Source organism: Streptomyces sp. BR123, assembly GCF_013401435.1.
GTDB lineage: Bacteria > Actinomycetota > Actinomycetes > Streptomycetales > Streptomycetaceae > Streptomyces.
The window spans coordinates 1-19,974 of record NZ_JACBGN010000120.1; the positions used below are offsets into that span (position 1 = coordinate 1).

Annotated in this window: 16 protein-coding genes and 1 pseudogene; 9 read left to right on the forward strand and 8 right to left on the reverse strand. The window is 75.0% G+C overall.

Annotated elements, in window-relative coordinates; translation table 11 throughout:
* The first annotated feature begins 300 nt into the window (after nucleotides 1–300).
* The 3 genes from HYE82_RS19400 to HYE82_RS19410 all read left to right on the forward strand — a co-directional run bounded on the left by HYE82_RS19400 (nucleotide 301) and on the right by HYE82_RS19410 (nucleotide 2,713).
* Nucleotides 301–1,239, forward strand: coding sequence for a M56 family metallopeptidase (locus tag HYE82_RS19400; RefSeq protein ID WP_179175372.1), 939 nt, complete (start codon nucleotides 301–303; stop codon nucleotides 1,237–1,239).
* Nucleotides 1,240–1,330: 91 nt separating this feature from the next.
* Nucleotides 1,331–1,978, forward strand: a complete 648-nt coding sequence (locus HYE82_RS19405) for a phosphatase PAP2 family protein (RefSeq protein ID WP_179175373.1) — start codon at nucleotides 1,331–1,333, stop codon at nucleotides 1,976–1,978.
* Nucleotides 1,979–2,080: 102 nt separating this feature from the next.
* A complete protein-coding gene (locus HYE82_RS19410) occupies nucleotides 2,081–2,713 on the forward strand; it encodes a TetR/AcrR family transcriptional regulator (protein ID WP_179175374.1) in 633 nt (210 codons plus the stop codon).
* A gap of 18 nt (nucleotides 2,714–2,731) precedes the next feature.
* Here HYE82_RS19410 and HYE82_RS19415 read toward each other — a convergent pair whose 3' ends face one another.
* Together HYE82_RS19415 and HYE82_RS19420 are read right to left on the reverse strand one after the other, a co-directional pair.
* Nucleotides 2,732–4,354, reverse strand: coding sequence for an MFS transporter (locus HYE82_RS19415; RefSeq protein WP_179175375.1), 1,623 nt, complete (start codon nucleotides 4,352–4,354; stop codon nucleotides 2,732–2,734).
* Nucleotides 4,355–4,420: 66 nt separating this feature from the next.
* Nucleotides 4,421–5,896: an LVIVD repeat-containing protein gene (locus tag HYE82_RS19420; protein WP_179175387.1), complete on the reverse strand. Its 1,476-nt coding sequence runs from the start codon at nucleotides 5,894–5,896 to the stop codon at nucleotides 4,421–4,423.
* A gap of 101 nt (nucleotides 5,897–5,997) precedes the next feature.
* Between HYE82_RS19420 and HYE82_RS19425 the strand changes: the two genes are divergently transcribed.
* Nucleotides 5,998–6,696, forward strand: coding sequence for a DUF305 domain-containing protein (locus HYE82_RS19425; RefSeq protein ID WP_179175376.1), 699 nt, complete (start codon nucleotides 5,998–6,000; stop codon nucleotides 6,694–6,696).
* A 51-nt stretch (nucleotides 6,697–6,747) separates the two neighbouring features.
* Nucleotides 6,748–8,133, forward strand: coding sequence for an FAD-dependent oxidoreductase (locus HYE82_RS19430; protein WP_179175377.1), 1,386 nt, complete (start codon nucleotides 6,748–6,750; stop codon nucleotides 8,131–8,133).
* 508 nt (nucleotides 8,134–8,641) lie between these two features.
* Here the strand turns inward: HYE82_RS19430 and HYE82_RS19435 are convergent.
* A complete protein-coding gene (locus HYE82_RS19435; RefSeq protein WP_179175378.1) occupies nucleotides 8,642–10,042 on the reverse strand; it encodes a wax ester/triacylglycerol synthase family O-acyltransferase in 1,401 nt (466 codons plus the stop codon).
* Between the two features lie 229 nt (nucleotides 10,043–10,271).
* Here HYE82_RS19435 and HYE82_RS19440 point away from each other — a divergent pair, with 229 nt between their 5' ends.
* The 3 genes from HYE82_RS19440 to HYE82_RS19450 all read left to right on the forward strand — a co-directional run bounded on the left by HYE82_RS19440 (nucleotide 10,272) and on the right by HYE82_RS19450 (nucleotide 13,178).
* The gene (locus tag HYE82_RS19440; RefSeq protein WP_179175379.1) at nucleotides 10,272–11,384 is read left to right on the forward strand and encodes a sialidase family protein; all 1,113 of its coding nucleotides are present in this window, start codon (nucleotides 10,272–10,274) and stop codon (nucleotides 11,382–11,384) included.
* A 61-nt stretch (nucleotides 11,385–11,445) separates the two neighbouring features.
* Nucleotides 11,446–12,132, forward strand: coding sequence for a uracil-DNA glycosylase (locus HYE82_RS19445; protein ID WP_179175380.1), 687 nt, complete (start codon nucleotides 11,446–11,448; stop codon nucleotides 12,130–12,132).
* A 122-nt stretch (nucleotides 12,133–12,254) separates the two neighbouring features.
* Nucleotides 12,255–13,178, forward strand: a complete 924-nt coding sequence (locus HYE82_RS19450; RefSeq protein WP_179175381.1) for a sirohydrochlorin chelatase — start codon at nucleotides 12,255–12,257, stop codon at nucleotides 13,176–13,178.
* A gap of 107 nt (nucleotides 13,179–13,285) precedes the next feature.
* On the opposite strand, the pseudogene HYE82_RS19455 reads toward HYE82_RS19450, so the two are convergent.
* The 4 genes and pseudogenes from HYE82_RS19455 to HYE82_RS19470 all read right to left on the reverse strand — a co-directional run bounded on the left by HYE82_RS19455 (nucleotide 13,286) and on the right by HYE82_RS19470 (nucleotide 18,614).
* Nucleotides 13,286–14,358, reverse strand: a pseudogene (locus tag HYE82_RS19455) (lactonase family protein).
* A gap of 91 nt (nucleotides 14,359–14,449) precedes the next feature.
* Nucleotides 14,450–15,586 (reverse strand): nitric oxide synthase oxygenase, encoded by a 1,137-nt coding sequence (locus HYE82_RS19460; RefSeq protein ID WP_179175382.1) that lies wholly within the window; start codon nucleotides 15,584–15,586, stop codon nucleotides 14,450–14,452.
* A gap of 186 nt (nucleotides 15,587–15,772) precedes the next feature.
* The gene (locus HYE82_RS19465; protein WP_179175383.1) at nucleotides 15,773–17,266 is read right to left on the reverse strand and encodes an FUSC family protein; all 1,494 of its coding nucleotides are present in this window, start codon (nucleotides 17,264–17,266) and stop codon (nucleotides 15,773–15,775) included.
* A 754-nt stretch (nucleotides 17,267–18,020) separates the two neighbouring features.
* Nucleotides 18,021–18,614, reverse strand: a complete 594-nt coding sequence (locus HYE82_RS19470; RefSeq protein WP_179175384.1) for a histidine phosphatase family protein — start codon at nucleotides 18,612–18,614, stop codon at nucleotides 18,021–18,023.
* Nucleotides 18,615–18,729: 115 nt separating this feature from the next.
* On the opposite strand from HYE82_RS19470, the gene HYE82_RS19475 reads away from it, so the two are divergent.
* A complete protein-coding gene (locus HYE82_RS19475) occupies nucleotides 18,730–19,338 on the forward strand; it encodes an RNA polymerase sigma factor (protein WP_179175385.1) in 609 nt (202 codons plus the stop codon).
* Here the strand turns inward: HYE82_RS19475 and HYE82_RS19480 are convergent.
* Nucleotides 19,241–19,974 (reverse strand): B12-binding domain-containing protein (locus tag HYE82_RS19480; RefSeq protein WP_179175386.1); only part of this gene is annotated, 734 nt, incomplete at its 5' end. The two genes, HYE82_RS19475 and HYE82_RS19480, sit on opposite strands and share 98 nt — an antisense overlap.

Here is a 19,974-nt window from a genome sequence, read left to right on the forward strand (position 1 = left end):
GTGGGGCACGGCTGGTGGCGGCGGCTCCGCCGGCGGGCGCAGCGGACGGGTCGGCGACGGCGGGCGGGTCGGCGACGGCGGGCGCGGGCGGGTCGGCGGCGGGGTCGGCGGAGTTCGCACGGGCGTGCCGACTCGCCATGGGGATCGGGATGTTGGCGATGCTGCTGGGCATGTGACCGGCCGTCGAAAGGCTCCGGAAGGGGCGGTCGGCGTCCAGCGCGGCGCCGGGAAACGTGTCCTGCGTCACCAATCGCCCGAGTCCGTACCGGCAGGTAGTCCGACGCTCATAGGCTGGCGGACATGATGGTCCCCGCCGTTCTCCTGTTGCTCGGCGCCGTGACCGCGGTGCTCGCCCCCCGGCTGCTGGCCAGGGCCGAATGGCCCGAGCGTGAGCCCGTCGTCGCCCTGTGGGTGTGGCAGTGCGCGGTGGGTGCGGTCCTGCTGTGCCTCGCCCTGTCGATGCTGCTCAGTGCGGCCGCCGCCTGGCACGCCGTACGGGGCCGGCTCTTCGCGGCCGCCCCGCACGGGGTGGTCGACGCCTACGCCCTGGGCCCGGCCGGCGGCCCGTGGGCCGTCGGCACCGCACTGCTGCTGGCGGGCGGCGGACTGTGGACCGGCCTCCGGCTGGCCCGCGAGGTGCTGCGGGCCCGGGCCGGACGGCGGGCGCGGGGCGCCGAACTGCTGGTGCGGGCGCCCCTGCTGCCCGGGGAGGATCCGGCCGGGGCGCGGCTCGTGGTCCTGGAGGGGCCCCGGCCCGAGGCGTGGTGGCTGCCGGGTGCGGCGCCGCAGCTGGTGGTGACCACGGCTGCGCTCGGGCGGCTGAAGGGCAGCCAGCTGGATGCCGTGCTGGCGCACGAGCAGGGGCACGCGGCGGCCCGCCACGACTGGCTGCTGCACTGCTCGCGGGCGCTGGCCGGGGGGTTTCCGCAGGTGCCGGTGTTCGCGGCGTTCGAGGCGGAGATCGTCCGGCTCGTCGAACTGGCCGCGGACGACGTGGCCTCGCGCCGCTACGGGCGGCTGACGATCGCCCTCGCGCTGGTCGGGTTGAACGAGGACCGGGGGGTGTTCGGCCGCTCCCCCGCGCCGGAGCCGCACGTTCCGGAGCGTGTGCGGCGGCTGCTGGCGGCGCCGCCCCGGATGTCGCCCGGCCGTCGGCTGCGGCTGACGGCGCTGGCCACGCTGGTGCCGGCGGTCCCCCTGCTGGTGGCGTTCGTACCCGGGTTGAGCGCGCTCGCCTGAACGCGTCCCGGGGCACGGCAACGGCTGCGGCCCTGGGCGCGCCCCGGTGCCCGGCGGCCGCCGTGGACCGGAGGGTGGAAGGATCTTCCGCATGCGGAGCGGTCGTGTGTGGCAGGTGGGAATCGGTTGCGCCGTGCTCGCGGCCCTGCTGACGGTGTTGGTCGCGGCGCGGTGGCAGCCGCTCCTGCGCCTGGACGCGCTGGTCGCGCGGGATCTGCATGCGAGCGCCGTCACCAGCCCCGGCACCACGGGGCTCATGCGGGTGCTCAGCGACTGGGTCTGGGACCCCTGGACGATGCGCGTCCTGGCGGCGGCGGCCTGCGCATGGCTGTGGCGCGGGGGCGACCGGGTGCGCGCCGTGCGGGTCGCGGCGGTCGCGGGGGCCGCCGCGGTGGTGTCGCAGGGTATGAAGGCAGCGGTGGGCCGGGACCGGCCGCTGTGGCCGGACCCGGTGGACGCGGCGCACTTCGCGGCCTTCCCCTCCGGGCATGCCATGACCGCGGCGGCGGTGTGCGGGATGCTGCTGTGGCTGCTGCCGCCGTCCGCTGCGAAGGCGTGGGCGCGGGGTGCGTGGGTGCTGGCCGCCGTCTCGGTGCTCGGGGTGGGCTTCACCCGGGTCTACCTGGGGGTGCACTGGCCGTCCGACGTGCTGGCGGGCTGGCTGCTGGGCGTGGCCCTGGCGGCTGCGGCGATCGTCTGGCCGGGGCCGCGGAATCGGCCGAAAGCCGCCGCGCGCTGAACTGCGGGCGTGACTGCCCTGCGCGATCCCCCGCGTCGCGCAGAGCAGCGTTCCCGGCGCGCTGAGTATATTGGCTGGAAGCCAGTCAACGCAGGAGTAAGCATGTCCCCGCGCAGCGCATCGGTCAATGAAGAATTGCGCAGACGTTCCCGGGAGCGGCTGCTCCAGGCCACGGTCGAGCTCGTGGCCGAGCGGGGCTACGAGGCCACGACCCTCGGCGACATCGCCGACCGCGCGGGCACGGCCCGCGGCCTGGTCTCCTACTACTTCCCCGGCAAGCGGCAGCTGCTTCAGTCGGCGGTGCACCGGCTGATGCACGTCACCCTGGAGGACGCCCTGGAGCGGGAGCCGCACACCGCCGACGGCCGCGAGCGGCTGGCCCGCGCCATCGACGCGGTGCTGGGGCTGGCGCGGGACGAGCCGCTGCTGATGCGGACGCACATGGCGGGCATCCTGCAGGCCGAGGGGTTCGTGCAGTGCCCGGAGCAGCAGCGGCTGGCGGCACTCCTCCGGGACACCGTGGCCGCGTACGGCTCGGCGGACGTGGACACCGACTACCCGCTGCTGCGGGCGCTGCTGATGGGTGCGGTGGTGGCGGTCCTGCTGCCGGGTGCACCGATGCCGGCGGCGCGGCTGCGGGCCGAGCTGTTCCAGCGGTACGGGCTGGACTGGGAGCTGGGCGTCCCGCCTCAGTACCTCCCCCCGGAAGGCGGGCGGCGGCTCCCTCCGGGGTGACCGACCGGACCGGCCCCGTTACCGCGCCGGAGCCGGGGGTCCGGGCTGGCGGTCGGGGATCCGCTGGGTGAGGAAGAGGGCGAGGACGGTCGTGAGGGCGAGGACGGCGAGCGCGGCCCGCAGGCCGTCGAGCCGTGCCTCGGTGTTCGCGTCCATCGCAGCCCGGGCGACCTCGGGATCGGTGCCGGCCTCGTCCAGTGCGCTTTCCAGCTGGGCGTCGGACACGAAGCCGGCACCGCTTTCGAGTTGGACGGCGGCCTGGGCGACGACCTGGTCCGGGACCGCCGGGTTCTGGTCGACGGCGGTCAGGAACGAGGTCGTGAGCGTGGCGATCAGGATCGATCCGGCCAGTGCCGTCCCGATGGAGGAGCCGAGGTTGGTGACGGCGTTCTGTACCCCTCCGACCTCCGCGGCCCGCTCGTCCGGCACCGCGGAGACGGTGACCGCGCCGAGCTGGGAGGCGAGCGCCCCCACTCCGAGCCCGATCAGCAGGAGCGGCACCGTCACGACTTCCGCGCCCGCGTCCTCGTCGAGCGCGACGAGGAGCACCACCGCGCCGGCGAGCAGGGCAAGGAGGCCCAGACGGACCACACGGCGCGGGGAGACCCGCGGGAGCAGCTTGGGGATCAGGACCGCAGCGCCGAGCAGGGACAGGGAGAGCGGCAGGAGCCGCGCGCCGGTTTCGAGGGCGGACAGGCCGAGGGCGACGGAGAGGTAGAGCGGGACGAGGAAGAACACGCCCATCTGCACGAGGTACTGGAAGAAGAACATCGTCAGGCCGCCGGTGAGCTGCCGGTTGCCGAACAGGGCGGGGTCCAGGAGCGGTTCCTGCCCGTGTTCGACGAGGCGGCCCTCCCAGCGGAGGAAGATCCTCATCAGGAGCAGGCCGGCCATGACGAGCCAGACGGTGAGGGAGATGCCCAGCCAGGCGGGTGCGTCGCTCTTCGGGACGAACCAGCCCCATTCGCTGGACCGCAGGACGCCGTAGACGAAGGTGCCGAGGCCGAGGGCGGACAGGAGGGCTCCGGTGAAGTCGATCCGGGACCGCGCCTCGGGCGGGGCGTCGGATACGCGGCGTGCGAAGAACAGGATGACGAGCACGAGGACGACCTCGCCGGCGAAGACCCAGCGCCAGGAGAAGTACGTGGTCGCCACTCCGCCGACGAGCGGCCCGACGGCGATCGCGACGGCGCCCGCGGCGGCCACGATCCCGTAGGCCGCGGGACGGCGCTCGGCGGTGAAGTTTCCCGCGACCAGCGCGACGATCGCGGGCAGGATCAGCGCGGCTCCGACCCCTTCGAGGAACGACCATCCGATCAGGAGCACGGTGAGGTCGGGGGCGAGCGCGGTCGTCAGGGATCCGCAGCCGTAGATGACGCAGCCCGTCATGAAGGCGCGCTTGCGGCCGATGAGCACGCCGACCTTGCCACCGGGGATCATGCACATGGCCATGACCAGGGTGTAGGCGGTGATCGCCCCCTGGATCCCGGTCACGGTGGTTCCGACGTCCTTGGCGACCGACGCGATCGAGACGTTCATGACCGAACTGTCCAGCGCCATCAGGAACTGCCCCGAGGCGAAGGTCAGCAGCACGACCCCCGGCTTCACCGCGCTCCCGGGGACTGGGGCCTTGGATGCCATGGGCGCATCCTGCCCCGGCCCACCGGGGCGGGCCCGACGACCCGCCCCGGTGTCCACCGGTTGGCGTCAGCGGTACTCGGGCTGGGTCTGGACGTTGAGCCGGTCCAGCCGTACCCATTTCGCGCTCTCGGTGCGCCAGTCGTCAATCCGGAGCACGTCGAGGCCCTTGGCGATGTCGTTCGAGTAGATGTGCCCGTTGTAGTAGTACGCAGACCAGGAGCCGCCGATCGACAGGGAGCCGGGGGCGAGCGGGCCGCGTTCGAAGTAGCCGATCTCCTTGGGCCGGGTCGAGTCGGTGAAGTCCCAGACGGAGACACCGCCCTGGTACCAGGCCTGGACCATGATGTCGCGGCCGAGGGCCGGGACCAGGGAGCCGTTGTGGGCGACGCAGTTCTCGGTGTCGGCCTGGTGGCGCGGGATCTTGAAGTAGCTGCGGAAGACGAGCTTGCGCTGGTCGCCGCGGCCGGTGATGTCGTAGATGCCGTCGGCTCCCCGGTTGGGGCCGGTGGCCTCGTTGCAGGTGGCGCCGCCACCGCCGCCGAGCTCGTCGGTGAACACCACCTTGTCGGCCCTCTGGTTGAAGGTCGCCGAGTGCCAGAACGCGAAGTTCACGTTGTCCTGGACCCGGTCGATGACCCGCGGCCGCTCCGGGTCGGCGATGTCGAAGAGGATGCCGTCGCCCATGCAGGCGCCCGCGGCCAGCTTCTTCGAAGGCAGCACGGTGATGTCGTGGCAGCCCGTGGTCTTGGAGACGCCGGGGTTGGCGGGCGCGCCCGGGTTGCCGCCGTCCGGGAAGAGGACGGGGAAGGCGACGACGGCCGCCCGGGTCGGGGCCTTGCGCGGGACCTTGATCACGGAGATGCCGTCGTGCGGGGGCCGGCAGTCCGGGAAGGCCTCGTTCGGCGAGTACGAGGCGACGTAGACGTAGATGTCCGGGCCGCTCGGCACCAAGGAGTGGGTGTGCGAACCGCAGGCGGTCTCGACGGACTTGATGTACCGCGGGTGCTTCTTGTCCTTGATGTCGAAGATCTTGATGCCCTCCCAGGAGGACTTCTCCGTGGCGGGCTGCGACACGCTGTTGCAGGAGTCGTCGCTGCGGGAGGAGTCGGTGGAGAGGAAGAGCAGGTCACCATGGACGGAGACGTCGTTCTGACCGCCGGGGCAGAGCACCGTGCTGACGGTCTTCGGCGCCTTGGGGTCGGCGATGTCGTAGATCGTGAAGCCGTTGTAGTTGCCGGCGTAGGCGTATCGGCCCTGGAAGGCCAGGTCGGAGTTGACGGCGTCCGGGAACGAACTGGGGATGTTGGTCAGTGGCTTGATGTTGCCGCTGTGGACGACCTGGTCCTGGCCCGGGATCTCGCCGGGGGCCGGTTCCCGTCCGGTGGCGGGGGACGAGCTGCGCGGGAAGTCGCCCCCGGGGAGTAACTCGCCCGGGTCGGGGGTGGCGGACGCGGGCCCGGCGGACAGGAACGCCGCGAGCAGTCCGGCCGCGACGGCGAGCACGCCCGGGGCCCGTCGGCCGGCGCGCCTTCTGCGGGGCAGCCCGCTGGTGTGTTGCGAGGTCACTGTGGCCTCCCATGAGGTCCGGTCGATTCCGCTCCGGGTGGGAACGGAATGAGGACCCACGCAGTATGTTCCTTACCATGGACATGGCAAAGGGGTTACCCGGTCGAATCATCCGGGCGGTCGCCGCCGCAGGAGTCCTCCTCGCCCTCGCCGGCTGCCGGGGCGGCCCCGACGGGGACGACCGGGCCGACGGGCCCCCGGTCATCGCCCCCGGTCGGCCGGGCGAGAAGGCCCGCACCCTCTCCCCCGGCGAAGCCGCCCGGAACCGGCCGGACGACAGCCCCAACGCAGCCGACCGCGCCTACGTCCGGGGCATGGTCGAGCACCACCGGCAAGCCCTCGACATGACCGCCCTCGCCCCGACCCGCGCCCGGGCCGACGGGGTCAAACGGCTCGCCGAGCGCATCGCCGCCGCCCAGCAGCCCGAGATCGCCGTCATGCAGGCCTGGCTGGCCCGGCACCCCGCACCCGCCGCGGCCACGACCGCGGGCGGCCACGACGACGGCCACGGCGGCGGCAATGACGGCGGCCACGGGACCGGCCACGGAGCCATGCCCGGCATGGCGACCGAGCAGCAGATGAAGGACCTGGCCGCCGCCCGGGGCGCCGACTTCGACCGGCTCTTCCTCACCCTGATGACCGCCCACCACGAAGGCGCCCTCACGATGGCCGGCGCGGCCCTGGCCGGCGGCAACAACACGGCCGTGGAGGAAATGGCCAACGAGGTCGTCGCCACCCAGAGCGCCGAGATCCACCGAATGCGCGCGATGGGCTGACTCCCGCCCCGCCCGGTGCCATGCTGGAGTCCCCGCGGGAGGAGTTCCGCCGTGCTTCGTGTCGCCGTCGTCGGTTCGGGCCCCAGCGGGGTCTACGCCGCCCAGACCCTGATCCAGCAGCGCGAGGTGCCGGGCGTGCGCGTCGACGTCCTGGACCGGCTGCCGGCCCCGTACGGGCTCGTGCGGTACGGGGTGGCCCCCGACCACGAGAAGATCAAATCGCTGCAGGGGAACCTGCGCACCGTCCTGGAGGACGAGCGGATCCGCTTCCTCGGCAACGTCGAGGTCGGCGGGGAGCGGCTGCCCACCGGGCGGATGCTGGAGCTGTACCACGCGGTGGTGTACTGCGTGGGCGCCGCACGCGACCGGCTGCTCGGCATCCCCGGCGAGGAGCTGGCCGGGGTGCGCTCCGCGACGTCCTTCGTGGCCTGGTACAGCGGGCACCCGGACGCGGCGGGCGAGGGCTTCGACCTGTCGGGGGTCCGCTCGGCGGTGGTCGTCGGGGCGGGCAACGTGGCCGTGGACGTGACGCGGATGCTGGCCCGCGGCGAACCGGAGCTCGCGCCCACCGACATGCCGCAGCCGGCGCTCGGCGTCCTCGCGGACAGCGGGGTGCGCTCGGTGTCGATGGTGGCCCGGCGCGGCCCCTCGCAGGGCAAGTTCACCACCAAGGAGCTGCGGGAGCTGGGCACACTGCCCGGCGTGGCCGTCCGGGTGGACCCGGCCGAGCTGGCGATCGACCCCGCCTACGCGGGCGGCCCGGCGGCCGCCGCCGCACTGCCCGCCGTGGCCCGGCGCAACCTGGAGGTGCTGCGGGGCTGGGCGGAGCAGGCCCCCGGTCCCGCCGGAGACGCGGAGCGGCGGATCACGCTCCGGTTCCATCTGCGCCCGGTCGAGGTGCTCGGCGGCCCCGACGGCCGCGTCACGGCGGTGCGCTTCGAGCGGACCGCCCCGGACGGCCGCGGCGGGATGACCGGAACCGGCGCGTACGAGGACGTGGAGGCGCAGCTGGTGCTGCGCTCGGTGGGCTACCAGGGCGTTCCGCTGCCCGGCCTGCCCTTCGACCCGGCCACCGCCACCGTCCCGCACGCGGCGGGCCGGGTGGTGCGCGCCGGCCGGGCCTCGGTCGGCGAGTACGTGGCCGGCTGGATCAAGCGCGGCCCGACCGGCGTGATCGGCACCAACCGGCCCTGCGCGAAGGAGACGGCCTCCTCCCTGCTCCAGGACGCGGGGGCGCTGGCCCGGCGGGACCTCCCGGACGACCCACTGGAGGCGCTGCGCGCTGCAGGGCTGCATCCGGTGGAGTGGCCGGGGTGGCTGGCGATCGAGGCGGCCGAGGCCCGGCTCGGGCATTCGCTGGGCCGGCACTCGGTGAAGATCCCGGACTGGGCCGGCCTGCTGGGCGCGGCCGGCATCACCGCGAGCACCCCAGGCTGACGCCGATCCCCGCGCTGCGCCCGCCACCCGGAACCCCGGCGGCAGACCTCCTGAGGCGAGTGCGCGGCGGCAGACCTCCCGAGGCGAGTGTCCGGCGGCCGACCTCCGCAGCCGCCGTGCCGGAGCCGACACTCGGGGGCGCGCGGCCACGCCCGCCGACCTCCCGCAGCCACCGCGCCGGGACCAGCGCCCCAAGGCCCGCCCCCAGCCGCGGCGCCGGTCGGCGCGGTACGTGCCGCGGCAGGGGTCCCCACCAGCCGCCAGACGGTCTCGCGAAGCCGGATGCCGCGCCCGGCGTCCCGGACCCGGGGCGCGCCGCCGCGGCCGTGGGGCCGGGTCCGGTCCGTGTCCCGGCCCGGCCCTGGGCGGGGACGGCCCGGCCCTGGGTGGGGACGGCCCGGCCCTGGGTGGGGTGCCCGGTCCCGGGTCGGCCCGGGCGGGGCCCCGGTCCCGGGTCGGCCCTGGGCGGGGTCCCGGTCCCGCCGCCCGCCGACGGCCGGGGCGGCGGCTAGGAGACCTCTCGGACCAGGGCGTCGAGCTCTTCCTGCAAGGCCTCCGCGAGGGCCGCCAGGTCCGGTACGGCTGCCGCGTCGGCGACCAGCCCGTAGTGGACCGTGTCCTTGTACGTGGACACGGCGACGGCGAGTGCGTGTCCGCAGGCCAGCGGGGCGAGCGGGTAGACCTCCCGGACCCGGCTGCCACCGAGGGTGAAGGTGAAGCCGGGCAGCGGGACGCTGGTGACCAGGATGTCGAACAGCAGCCGGGCCGCCTGGGCGACCAGCGGACCGCCCAGGCGGTGGCCGAGCGGGTGCACGTGGTCGGCGAGCAGGGCGACGGCACCGGCGCCCCGCGTGGGCCCGGCCTCCTTGTTGCGGTCCATCCCGGTCCGTACCCGCTCCAGCCGGCGCAGCGGGTCCGGTTCCTCGATCGGGAGCCGCAGCAGGTAGCCGGAGAGCCGGTTGCCGTACCGTGCGCCGGCGCCGGGCCTGCGGCGGGATACCGGTATCAGGGCGCGCGGGCCGGGCCCCTCGGGCACGGTGTCGCCACGCCCGGCGAGCCAGCGCCTCAGGCCCCCCGCGACCAGGGTGATCAGCACGTCGTTGACGGTGCCGCCGGCGACCTTGCGGATCCGGTTGACGTCGTCCAGGGCGAGGGCGAGGCCGGCGACGGCGCGGGTGCCGGTCCCGCCGGCGCCCGCGGTCAGGGCGGCGGGGACGGGGAGGGGCAGGCCGGAGCGGGCCATGGCCGCGCCGATCTCCAGGGCCTGTCCGACGCCCTGGATACGCGTGGCCAGAAGGCCGGGGAGTTCGCGCAGTGCGGGGGCGTGGGCCGGAGGTTCGGGCTGCCGGCGCGCGGGCCCGCGTCCCGGCGGGCCCTCGTCGAAGAGGGTGGCCGCGAGGGCGAGGGCGGCCAGCCCGTCGGCGAGGGCGTGGTGGAACTTGAACAGGACGGCGAAGGAGCGCGGGTCGGGCCCGGCCAGGACGTGGGCCTCCCAGGGCGGCCGGCTCCGGTCGAGCGGCCGGGCCATGAGCGGGCCGGCCGCGGCCCGCGGGTCGGGGGTGCGGACGAGGAACACGTGCCGGGCCGGGTCGAAGTCCCCGTCGGGCGCCCAGGCGGCCGCGCCGACGGGCAGCAGGACGTCGTGGATCCGGCGGCGCAGGCGGGGCACGCGCGTGCAGCGGGTGGTGAGGAGTGCGGCGGCGCGGGCCGCCGCGTCGGGTTCGGAGTCCTTCCCGGGGCCGGAGCCGGGGCCCGCGCCCCGGCCGGAGCCGGAGCGGGAGCGGGAGGCGGGGCCGGGGTCCTGGGCGGCGGCCTCGAAGACCGCGAGGGCGCCGAGATGCATGGGGTGGTCGGCGGACTCGATCCGCCAGAAGGCGAGGTCGAGCGGGGAAAGGTGCTCTGTGACCACGTAGTGCCTCTCGCGAGCAGTGGCTGAGGCTGGAAGTCAACCCCTTTCGCCCTCCTACGATCAAGTAGCCACACTTTCACGCACCTGCCGGTCGATGCCGATCAGCCGGACAGGGCCGCGGTGCGGCCGCCGGGCCGGCGTCGGTGGGCGGGTGCAGACTGGCCGGAAGACGCTCGCACGACGGCCGGGACGGCGGTCGGAGAAGTCGGAGAAGCCGGAGGTGTCGACGATGGCAGAGGTGCTGCTCCTCGCGGGGACGCGCAAGGGGCTTTTCATCGGCCGCAGGGAGGCCGGAGCCGGCGCATGGCGGTTCGAGGGGCCGCACTTCAACGCGCAGGCGGTGTACGCGGCCGCGATCGACCGGCGCGGGCCGGCGCCCCGGCTGCTCGTCGCCGGGGACAGCTCCCACTGGGGGCCGTCGGTGTTCACCTCCGACGACCTGGGGGCGAGCTGGCAGGAGCCGGCCGCGCCCGCCGTCCGCTTCCCGCAGGACACCGGGGCCTCGCTGGAGCGGGTCTGGCAGCTGCATCCGGCCGGGCCCGAGGCGCCGGATGTCGTGTACGCGGGCACCGAGCCCGCCGCCCTGTTCCGCTCGACGGACCGCGGCAGGTCCTTCGAGCTGGTCCGCGCGCTGTGGGAGCACCCGACCCGCAAGAGCTGGATGCCGGGCGGCGGGGGCGAGGGACTGCACACGGTCCTGACCGACCCGGCGGACCCGGACGCGGTGACGGTGGCGGTGTCCACCGCGGGCGTGTTCCGCACCCTGGACGGCGGCGCCAGCTGGGCCCCGTCCAACCGCGGTGTCTCGGCGGTGTTCCTGCCGGACCGGCATCCGGAATTCGGCCAGTGCGTCCACAAGGTCGTCCAGGACGCCGGCGACCGGGGCCGGCTGTACCTGCAGAACCACTGGGGCGTGTACCGCAGTGACGACGCGGGCGGGCAGTGGACCGACATCGGCGGCGGCCTGCCCTCCGACTTCGGCTTCGCCGTCGCCGCGCACCCGCACCGCCCCGGGACCGCGTACGTATTCCCGCTCAACGCCGACTCCGACCGGGTCCCCGCAGAGCACCGCTGCCGCGTCTTCCGCACCCGGGACGCGGGCGCCACCTGGGAGCCGCTCACCCGCGGGCTCCCGGACGGGGACCACTACGGCACGGTGCTGCGCGACGCCCTGTGCACGGACGACGCCGACCCGGCCGGCATCTACTTCGGCAACCGCAACGGCGAGCTGTACGCCAGCGACGACGAAGGGGAGAGCTGGAATCTCCTCGCCGAACACCTGCCGGACGTGCTGTGCGTACGGGCGGCGGTGCTGGACGGCCGCGGCAGCACGGGCGGTTGAGACGGGGTGCCGCGGGGGCAGCGGCGCCGGGTCGGCGATTGGGCCAGTAGAGTGACTCGCTGTGGCAGCACGACCGTTGAACGAAATCGTCGAGCCGGGCTGGGCCCGCGCTCTGGAGCCGGTGGCGGCGCAGATCGCCGCGATGGGCGACTTCCTGCGCACCGAGATCGCGGCAGGCAGAACCTACCTTCCGTCCGGGGCGAACGTCCTGCGGGCGTTCCAGCAGCCCTTCGACGAGGTGAGGGTGCTCATCGTCGGCCAGGACCCGTACCCCACCCCGGGGCACGCGATGGGCCTGTCCTTCTCGGTGGCGCCCGACGTGCGCCCGCTGCCGCCGAGCCTGGAGAACATCTTCCGCGAGCTGTACGCCGACCTCGGCGTGCCGCGCCCCGCCAACGGCGACCTCACCCCGTGGGCCCGCCAGGGCGTGTTGCTGCTCAACCGCTCGCTCACCACGGCCCCGCGCAAGCCCAACGCCCACCAGGGCAAGGGCTGGGAGGCGGTCACCGAGCAGGCGATCCGGGCGCTCGCGGCGCGCGGCAAGCCGCTGGTGTCGATCCTGTGGGGCCGACCCGCCCGCAATGTGCGGCCGCTGCTGGGCGACTTGCCGGCCGTGGAGTCGGTCCACCCCTCCCCCATGTCCGCCGACAACGGGTTCTTCGGGTCAAGGCCGTTCAGCAGGGCCAACGACCTCCTGGTCCGGCAGGGTGCGCAGCCGGTGGACTGGCAGCTGCCCCCCGCCGGTTGATGTGCGCCGTTTGATGTTCGGTTGAACCGTATACGACATTCATCGGATAAATACGGACAGATGCCGCCCTCGTGGACCCTGGCCGAACACCTGGTTGCGATAAGCCAGTAGCATGCGGCGCCATGAGCTCCCCCACTGGGCCCGCAAATGGCCTGCCCGTACGAATGCCGCGACCCCGCCAGACCGGACGCCACCGCCGGCCCGAGCCCGCGGTGGCCCCCGAGGGAGCGCCCACGCTGGTGCTCGCCGTGCCCGGTGCTCCTTCGGCCGCGTCGCGGGGTCTCGCGGAAGAGATCATCAGCATCGGCCGCTCCGAGCTGCCCGGCCTGGAGGCCCGTATCGGCTTCCTGGAGGGTGAGGCCGACGACGCCGCCGAGTTCCCGTCGCTGTCGACCGTGCTGACCGCGGTCGCGGGCGAGCGCGTCGCGCGCGCCGAGTTCGCCCGCTCCGCCGGGCACGAGGTCTCCGAGCCGACCGGCCCGGACGCCGTCGTGGTGCCGCTGCTGGCCGGCCCCGACGCCGACCTGCTGCGCCGGATCCGCCAGGCCGTGATGGACTCCTCGGCCGCCGTGGAGCTGGCCGAGGTGCTCGGCCCGCACCCGCTGCTCGCCGAGGGCCTGCACGTGCGCCTGTCGGAGGCTGGCCTGGCCCGCGCAGACCGCGCCCGCCTGTTCACCGTGACCACCGCCGCCGACGGCATCATCGTGGCCACCACCGGCGGCGAGGAGGCCGTGCAGGTCGCCGGGGTGACCGGCATGCTGCTGGCCGCCCGCCTCGCGGTGCCGGTCAAGGCCGCTGCGCTGGACCAGGAGGGCTCGGTGGCCGCGGTCGCCGAGCAGCTGCGCAGCGAGGGCTCGACGCAGCTCGCGCTGGCGCCGTACCTGATCGGCCCGGAGGCCGCCGACGGGCTGCTGGACACGGCGGCCAAGGAGGCCGACTGCGCGGTCGCCGAGGTGCTGGGCGCGTACGGCGCGCTGGGCAAGCTCGTCGTGACCCAGTACTCCGCCGCCCTCGGAATCAGCCAGGGCGCGGCCGCCGCCCACTGATCCGGCTCCCCCGTTCCGTACCAGGGCCCGCTCCCCGCACCGGGGCGCGGGCCCTCGCGCATTCCGGCCTCCGTGGGATACGGGCGTACCGGCCGTAGGGGTACCGGTCAGGCGAAGACCACGCAGGCGGCCGCGGGGACGGCCACCGAGCCGGCCCGGATCGGCAGCCCGGTCCGCCGGTCCACGGCGAACCAGGTGACGTCCCCGGAGTGCTCGTTGGCCGCGTACAGCCGGCGCCCCGAGGGGTCGGCCGCGAGATCGCGCGGCCGGCTGCCGCCGCAGGGCACGCTGCCGGTGAGCCGGGGCCTGTCGGCCCCGTCGGCGAGCGAGAAGGCGGCGATGGTGTCGGCGCCGCGGACGGCGACCCAGACCGCGGACCCGTCGGGCGCGGCCACCACGGCCGAGGGGTAGGCCCGTACGCCCTCCGGAAGGCCCTCCAGGGCGAGCGGAACCTCGAGGGCCGGCTCCAGCCGCCCGGCACCCGGATCCCAGCGGCAGACGGTCAGCTGCGGCTCCAGTTCGTGCAGCACGTAGACCGTCCGGCCGTCCGGGTGGAAGGCGAGGTGGCGCGGCCCCGAGCCTGGCCGCAGGGCGGTCTCGGCGTGCAGCCGGAGCCCCCCGGCGGTCTCGTCCGGCCCGCACACCCGTACGGAGTCGGTGCCGAGGTCGACGCTCAACACCCAGCGGCCGCCGGGGTCCGGCAGGACCTGGTGGGCGTGCGGCCGCTCCTGGCGGCTCGCGTCGGGGCCGCTGCCCGGTGGACGAGGACCCGGGCGGGCCCGGACAGACTCCCGTCGGCGGCGATGGGGAGGCTGCTGACACTGCCGGAGGTGTAGTTGGCGGTCAGCAGCCTGCGCCCGGCGACGCTGACGTGGGTGGGCCCGGAGCCGCCCACCGGGACGGCGGGGCCGAGGGCGTGGAGTCCCCCGGGGGTGGTCCGGAAGGCGCCGACCGTCCCCCACTCGGTCTCGCTCACGGCGTACAGCACGCCGGTGCCCTGGTCGAAGGCCAGGTAGGAGGGGTCGGCGAGCTCGTCGGTGGCGGACAGGAGGGTCAGCGCCCCGGTGCGCGGGTCGACGGCCGCGGTGGTGATGCCGGGGCCGCCTCCCGAGGTGAACGAGCCGATGCGGACGCGGAACCCGCGGCCGCCGGACCGTTCCGGGCCGGCAGCGCCCTGCACGCCAGGCGTATCGTCCGTGCCGCTCAGGGGATGCTCCTCTCCGCCGTTCCGGATCCGTCCGGAACGACCGTGACAGAAGGTCTAGACCGGACTAGACCAAGTCCCGGCCCTGTGCGCGTTCCACGGCGCCGACGTGGTGCACGTACGTCGTCGCGCTGGGCCGGTCCTCGTACGTGCGGTGGAAGACCGGGGTCGCGGCGCCCGAGATCGGCGGCACGATCCAGGACCAGTCCGCCCCCACCTCGCGCCCCTTGTGCTCCTCCCGCGCCACGTGGGAGAGGAACCGCCGGGACTCGCTGTGGTGGTCGGCGATGGTGACCCCCGCCCGGTCGAAGGAGTGCAGCACGGCCCGGTTGAGCTCGACCAGGGCGCGGTCCTTCCACAGGGAGCGGTCGCTGGAGGTGTCGAGTCCCAGGCGGCGGCCGACCGCGGGGAGGAGGTTGTAGCGGTCGGTGTCGGCGAGGTTGCGGGCGCCGATCTCGGTGCCCATGTACCAGCCGTTGAACGGCGCGGCCGGGTAGTGGATCCCGCCGATCTCCAGGCACATGTTGGAAATGGCCGGAACGGCGTGCCACCGCAGCCCCCACTCCGCCCAGCCGGGGTCGTCCGGGTGCTCGATCGGCACCTCCATCACGGCGTCGGCGGGGGTGTCGAACCAGCGGGGCTTGTCGTCGACCCCCTGGACGACCAGCGGCAGCAGGTCGAAGGGCGTGCCGGCGCCGCCGCTCCAGCCGAGGGCGCGGAGGGCGCCGGTGAGCGGAGCGTTGCGGGCGTCGCCGACGGTGATCGACGGGTGGTCGCCGTAGCCGGCGTACCGGATCAGCTGCTCGCTCCAGATCACCGGACCGGGGCGGTCCGGGTTGTCCGGGGCGAAGACGGTGATGGTGGGCCTGACCCGGCCGCCGTTGGTGGCCTCGCGCAGGTGCTGGAAGCATTCGGCGGCGATAGCGTCGGCGTCGGTCAGGTCGCGGCGGTCGCGGACGCGCAGCGAGTTCCAGTACAGCCGGCCTATGCAGCGGTTGCTGTTGCGCCAGGCGACGCGGGCCCCGTGAGCCAGTTCCCGGTCGGTGTGCCGGTAGGTTCCGGTGTCCGCGAGTTCGGCCCGCACATCGGCGAGCCGTCGGCGCGGGTCCCCCGCCTGCGGATTCTCCCGATGGAAGAGCAGGACGAACTCCTCTGCCGCTTGCCACACCTGGTCGGCGGTCGAGCGTTCCCGAAGTATTTCCATCCCGGGCCGTTACCCCCTGTCCGGACAGATCCACCCTGTACGTGCCGCATGAATGTGCGGTGAACAATCACCCGTTGTACATGCCGCAGGTCAACCGGGTGCGGCAAGAGTGGCCGGAACACACCACCGGGTGGTCCTGCGGCGAACGGCCTGCGGGGCGGAACTGACGCGGCGTACGATCCGGCGTCAGGCCGACATGACGAGCGGGGCGCGGGGGTCCGTGCGCAGCGGGGCGCGGAGGGCCACCAGTGCGTGCTCCAGGCCGTGCAGGTGTACGAGGGCCGGCTCCGCGGGGGCGGGTCCCGGGACGGCGGGCCGGTCGGGTCGGGCCGTGTCGTCGGCTCCGGTCAGTGCCTCCACGGCCGCCTCCACCCGCCAGCAGGCGGCGGCGAGCCGGGCGTCGTGCGAGGCCTGCGGGTCGGCGGCGACGGCCACGAGACCGCGGACCTCGCGGGCGCAGTCGTCGAGCAGCGCGAGGACCTGCCGGGCGCGGGCCTTGCGGGCGCGCAGCGGGCTGAGCGGGTGGACGAGCGGGGCGAGGGCCGCGCGGGCGCGGCCCAGGAGCAGCTCGAGTTCGGCTGCGTGCGGGGCGGGGTCCGCCTCCGGGTCGCCGGCGAGCCGGTCGAGGGCGGCCGAGGTGGCGGCGCGCACGCAGTACAGGGCCCGCTGGATCCAGGCGTCGTTGGCGGCGTGCGTGGTCACCGGGAGGATCAGGGCCACGGCGAGCGCGGCGCCCAGCGCGCCGACCGCGGTCTCCTGGAAGCGCAGCAGCAGCAGACCGGGGTGCAGGACTCCGAGGAGCCCGTACAGCAGGCCCGCCATCACGGTGACGAAGAACATCATCCAGGAGTACGAGGGGGCGGCCGTGTAGAAGATCCCGAAGACGCACACGGCGACGAGCGCGGCGGTGGGCGCGGGGGCCCCGTGCAGCGGTACGGCGATCAGCAGTCCGGCGGCGATGCCGAGGACCGTGCCCAGGACCCGGCGGAAGCCGCGCACGAGGGTCTCGCCGCGGGAGGCGGTGTTGACGAAGATCCACCAGGCGGTGCCGACGGCCCAGTACCAGCGGTCCTCGGAGAGCGCCTGGCCGACGGCGAGGGCGAAGGCGCAGGCGGCGGTGGTCTGGAAGGCCTGCCGGGTGGCCGGCCGGGCCAGGCCGGTGCCCGGCAGGGCGGGCGGTACGGGCGCGGGCGGCGTGCGCCGCTCGATGGGCCACAGCGCGAACCGCACCGCGGCGGAGGCGAGCAGGGCCAGGCCGACGGCTGCGTACAGCTCGGGCAGTTGCGCCGGCAGGGCGTGCAGGAACTGCGTGACGAAGAACATCATGAAGGCGAAGATCCCGAGGGCGTGCCCCCGCGGCCCGAAGCGGCGGGCGTAGACCCCGGCGAAGACGATGGCGAGGAAGGCGGCATCGCGGGCGTACGGCATGCCGTGCAGGGTGGTGGCCAGCGCCAGGACGGGGAACCCTGCGACGGGCAGCAGCGCGGTCGTCACGCGCTGGGCGCGCACGCTGCCGTCGAGCACGGTGAAGAGCGCGAGCAGGGCCGCCAGGCCACCGGTGATGGACGCCGTCAGGGACAGGCCGCACGATTCGGCCACCGCCACGGCGAGGCCGACGCCGAGCACGGCCCGCAGCGAGTTGCGCAGTCTCACGAGCCCCGGATCCGGAGCCACGAACATCCTCTTCACGGCGGTGTGCCGCCCCCCTCAAGGTGGTGCGCGCCGGCCCGGCGACCGGCCCGGGGGTGGTGGGCGGTGCGCGGGCACAGCGAAGGCACCGCGCCCCGGCCGGCCTCGTTGCCGCCCGGCGCTGCGCGGCGCCGAAAGTACATGGATACGACACAGATAAGCACCTCCCGGCCCGTCGGCTCAAACGGGCACCGGATCACTGGGCCATTGGCCCAGTGAGAGCGGGCCTTGGTCGGCCGTGTGGGAGCCATTGCACCAACCGGAGCCGGCCTGACCGACCGGCCGATGGCCGATCGTCCACTGGCCGACTGGCCGAATACCGCCGGGCCGGCGCCGACGGAGTCGTCCTCGGGATCACGGGCGGGTATGCCGGGCAGGGAACCACCCGGACGCGGTGCACGAGTGGAGGGGGCACCGCCGTGCCCGTCGGCATCACGCACCGGCTGACCGCACACGCCCGTACCCCGGAGCACCTGATCCCGGCGCCCCGCACGAGGACCTCGGACCGCTGCGCGGGGTGCTGCGGCTCACCGGGTTCCTCGAACAGCACCGGGCCGAGTGCGCGGCGCGCACCACGCCGGAGGCGGCGGACGAGGCCGTCGAGCACGCGCGCATGATCGGCCGCGCCGCCGACGTGGTGACCGGGGCCCCGGATCCGGGGGCCCGCAGGAGTCCGGGGTCGCCGTACACGACCGGCTACGTGCGCGTACGGGGACACCGACGGCCTTCTCTGCCGATCGGCTGGTCAGGGACGGGTGTTCCAGCCGGAGATCACCGGGAGCCCGTGCTCGGTGGACAGCACGCTGACGGTGCCCGTGCGCAGCAGGAAGAGCCGGCCGTCCTCCGGCGGCAGCCGCAGGTAGCGGGCGGTCAGGACGCGCAGGAAGTGGCCGTGCGCGACGAGGACGGCGTCGCCGCGGTCCGCGGCGAGGACGGGGGCCACACGGGCCAGGACGCGGTCCGCCCGGGCGCTGACCTGGGCCGCGTTCTCGCCGGGGTGCCCGGGGCCGCCGGGCGGGACCCCGTCCCGCCACAGGGACCAGTCCGGCCGGATCAGCCGGATCTCCTCGGTGGTGACGCCCTCGTAGCCGCCGTAGTCCCACTCGCACAGGTCGGGGTCCGCGTCGTCGGCCGTCAGCCCGGCGAGGCGGGCGGTGGCGACGGCCCGGTGCAGCGGGCTGGTCAGCACCAGCGCCGGCTGCCGGCCCAGGAAGTACGGGGCCAGGGAGACCGCCTGGTCGGCGCCGTCGGCGGTCAGCGGGACGTCGGTGCTCCCGGTGTGCCGGCCCGTGGCACTCCACTCGGTCTCGCCGTGCCTCACCAGCAGCAGGTCACTCACCCTCCGGACGATAGCCGGTCCGGTCGCGGTCGGCCGGTCCGGCGCGTACCCGCCGGCAATCGATGCGGAAACGCTGCGGCTGGCACGGTCGGCGGGTGCTCGCGAGGGTCGGTGCATGGAGGCAGTGGAGCGCGAGGAGTGGCTCGCCGCCGGGTTCGCGGCCGGCGACGAGCGTTGCGTGGAGGCCGTGTACCGGCGCTGGCGGCCCCTGGTCCAGGGACTCGCCCGCCGGGGCCTGGGCGACGAGCGGGAGGCCGAGGACGTCACCCAGCAGGTGTTCCTCGCGGCCTGGCGCGGGCGGGGCCGCTACCGGCCCGGGCCCGGTGGCTTCGGCGCGTGGCTGACCGGCATCACCCGGCACAAGGTCGCCGACGCCCTCGATGCGCGGACCCGGCGGGCGCTGGCGGCGGCCGCCGCGGCGCGGGCGGCGGGCGCGGCCCCCTGGACGGCCGGGATTCCGGGGAGCGCGCGGCTCGGGGAGGCGGACCAGACGGTGGACCGGCTCCTCGTCCTCGGCGAGCTGGCCCGGCTGCCGTCGGCACAGCAGCGGGTGCTGCGGCTGGCCTTCTACGGGGACCTCACCCAGACCCAGATCGCGGACCGCACGGGGCTGCCGCTCGGCACCGTCAAGAGCCATATGCGCAGGGCCCTGGACCGGTTGCGGCGGACTCTCCCGGAGGCTGCCCCGGAAGCGGTCCCGGAGGCGGTGCCGGCGGGGCGATGAGCTCCAGTGCCGAGCGCAGCCCGAGCAGCCGCCCCGTGTGCGGGACGGCCGGGCCGGCGCCCCAGCCGGGCCCGGCGAGGAACAGCACCGAACGGGTGCGGGCCCCGCGCAGCCCCCATTCGATTCCGGCCACCGAGCGGGCCAGGGCGCGGTCGGCGGTCGTACGGGACTGCGCCCACAGCACGACGGCCCGCGGGCCGGTACGCCGCACGGCGTCGTGGAGGGCTTCTGCGGGCAGGGCAGCCCCGAACGTCCGGGTCGGCACGCCCCGTTCGCCCAGGGCCGCGGTCAGGGCCTCGATGGGCAGGGTGTGCTGCTCGCCGGGGACGCAGGCCAGCAGGACGGGCGGGGTGCGCGGCGGGGCGGGGCGCGGGCGGATCCGGTGGAGGGCTCCGGAGATGTGCCAGGACAGCAGGTGCTCGACCTCCACATAGCGCTCGCCGGCCGTGGCCCACTTGCGGCCGACAGCGTGCAGGGCCGGCGCCATGACCTCCTCCCAGGCGGTGACCAGGCCGTGCTCGGCGAGGGCCGAATCCAGCCGGTCGGCCACGGCCGGCGCGTCCAGGCGTACGGCAGCCCGGGACAGGCCCCGGCACTCGGGGCGGACCGTGCCCGGGGGGAGGACCCGGCCGGGGC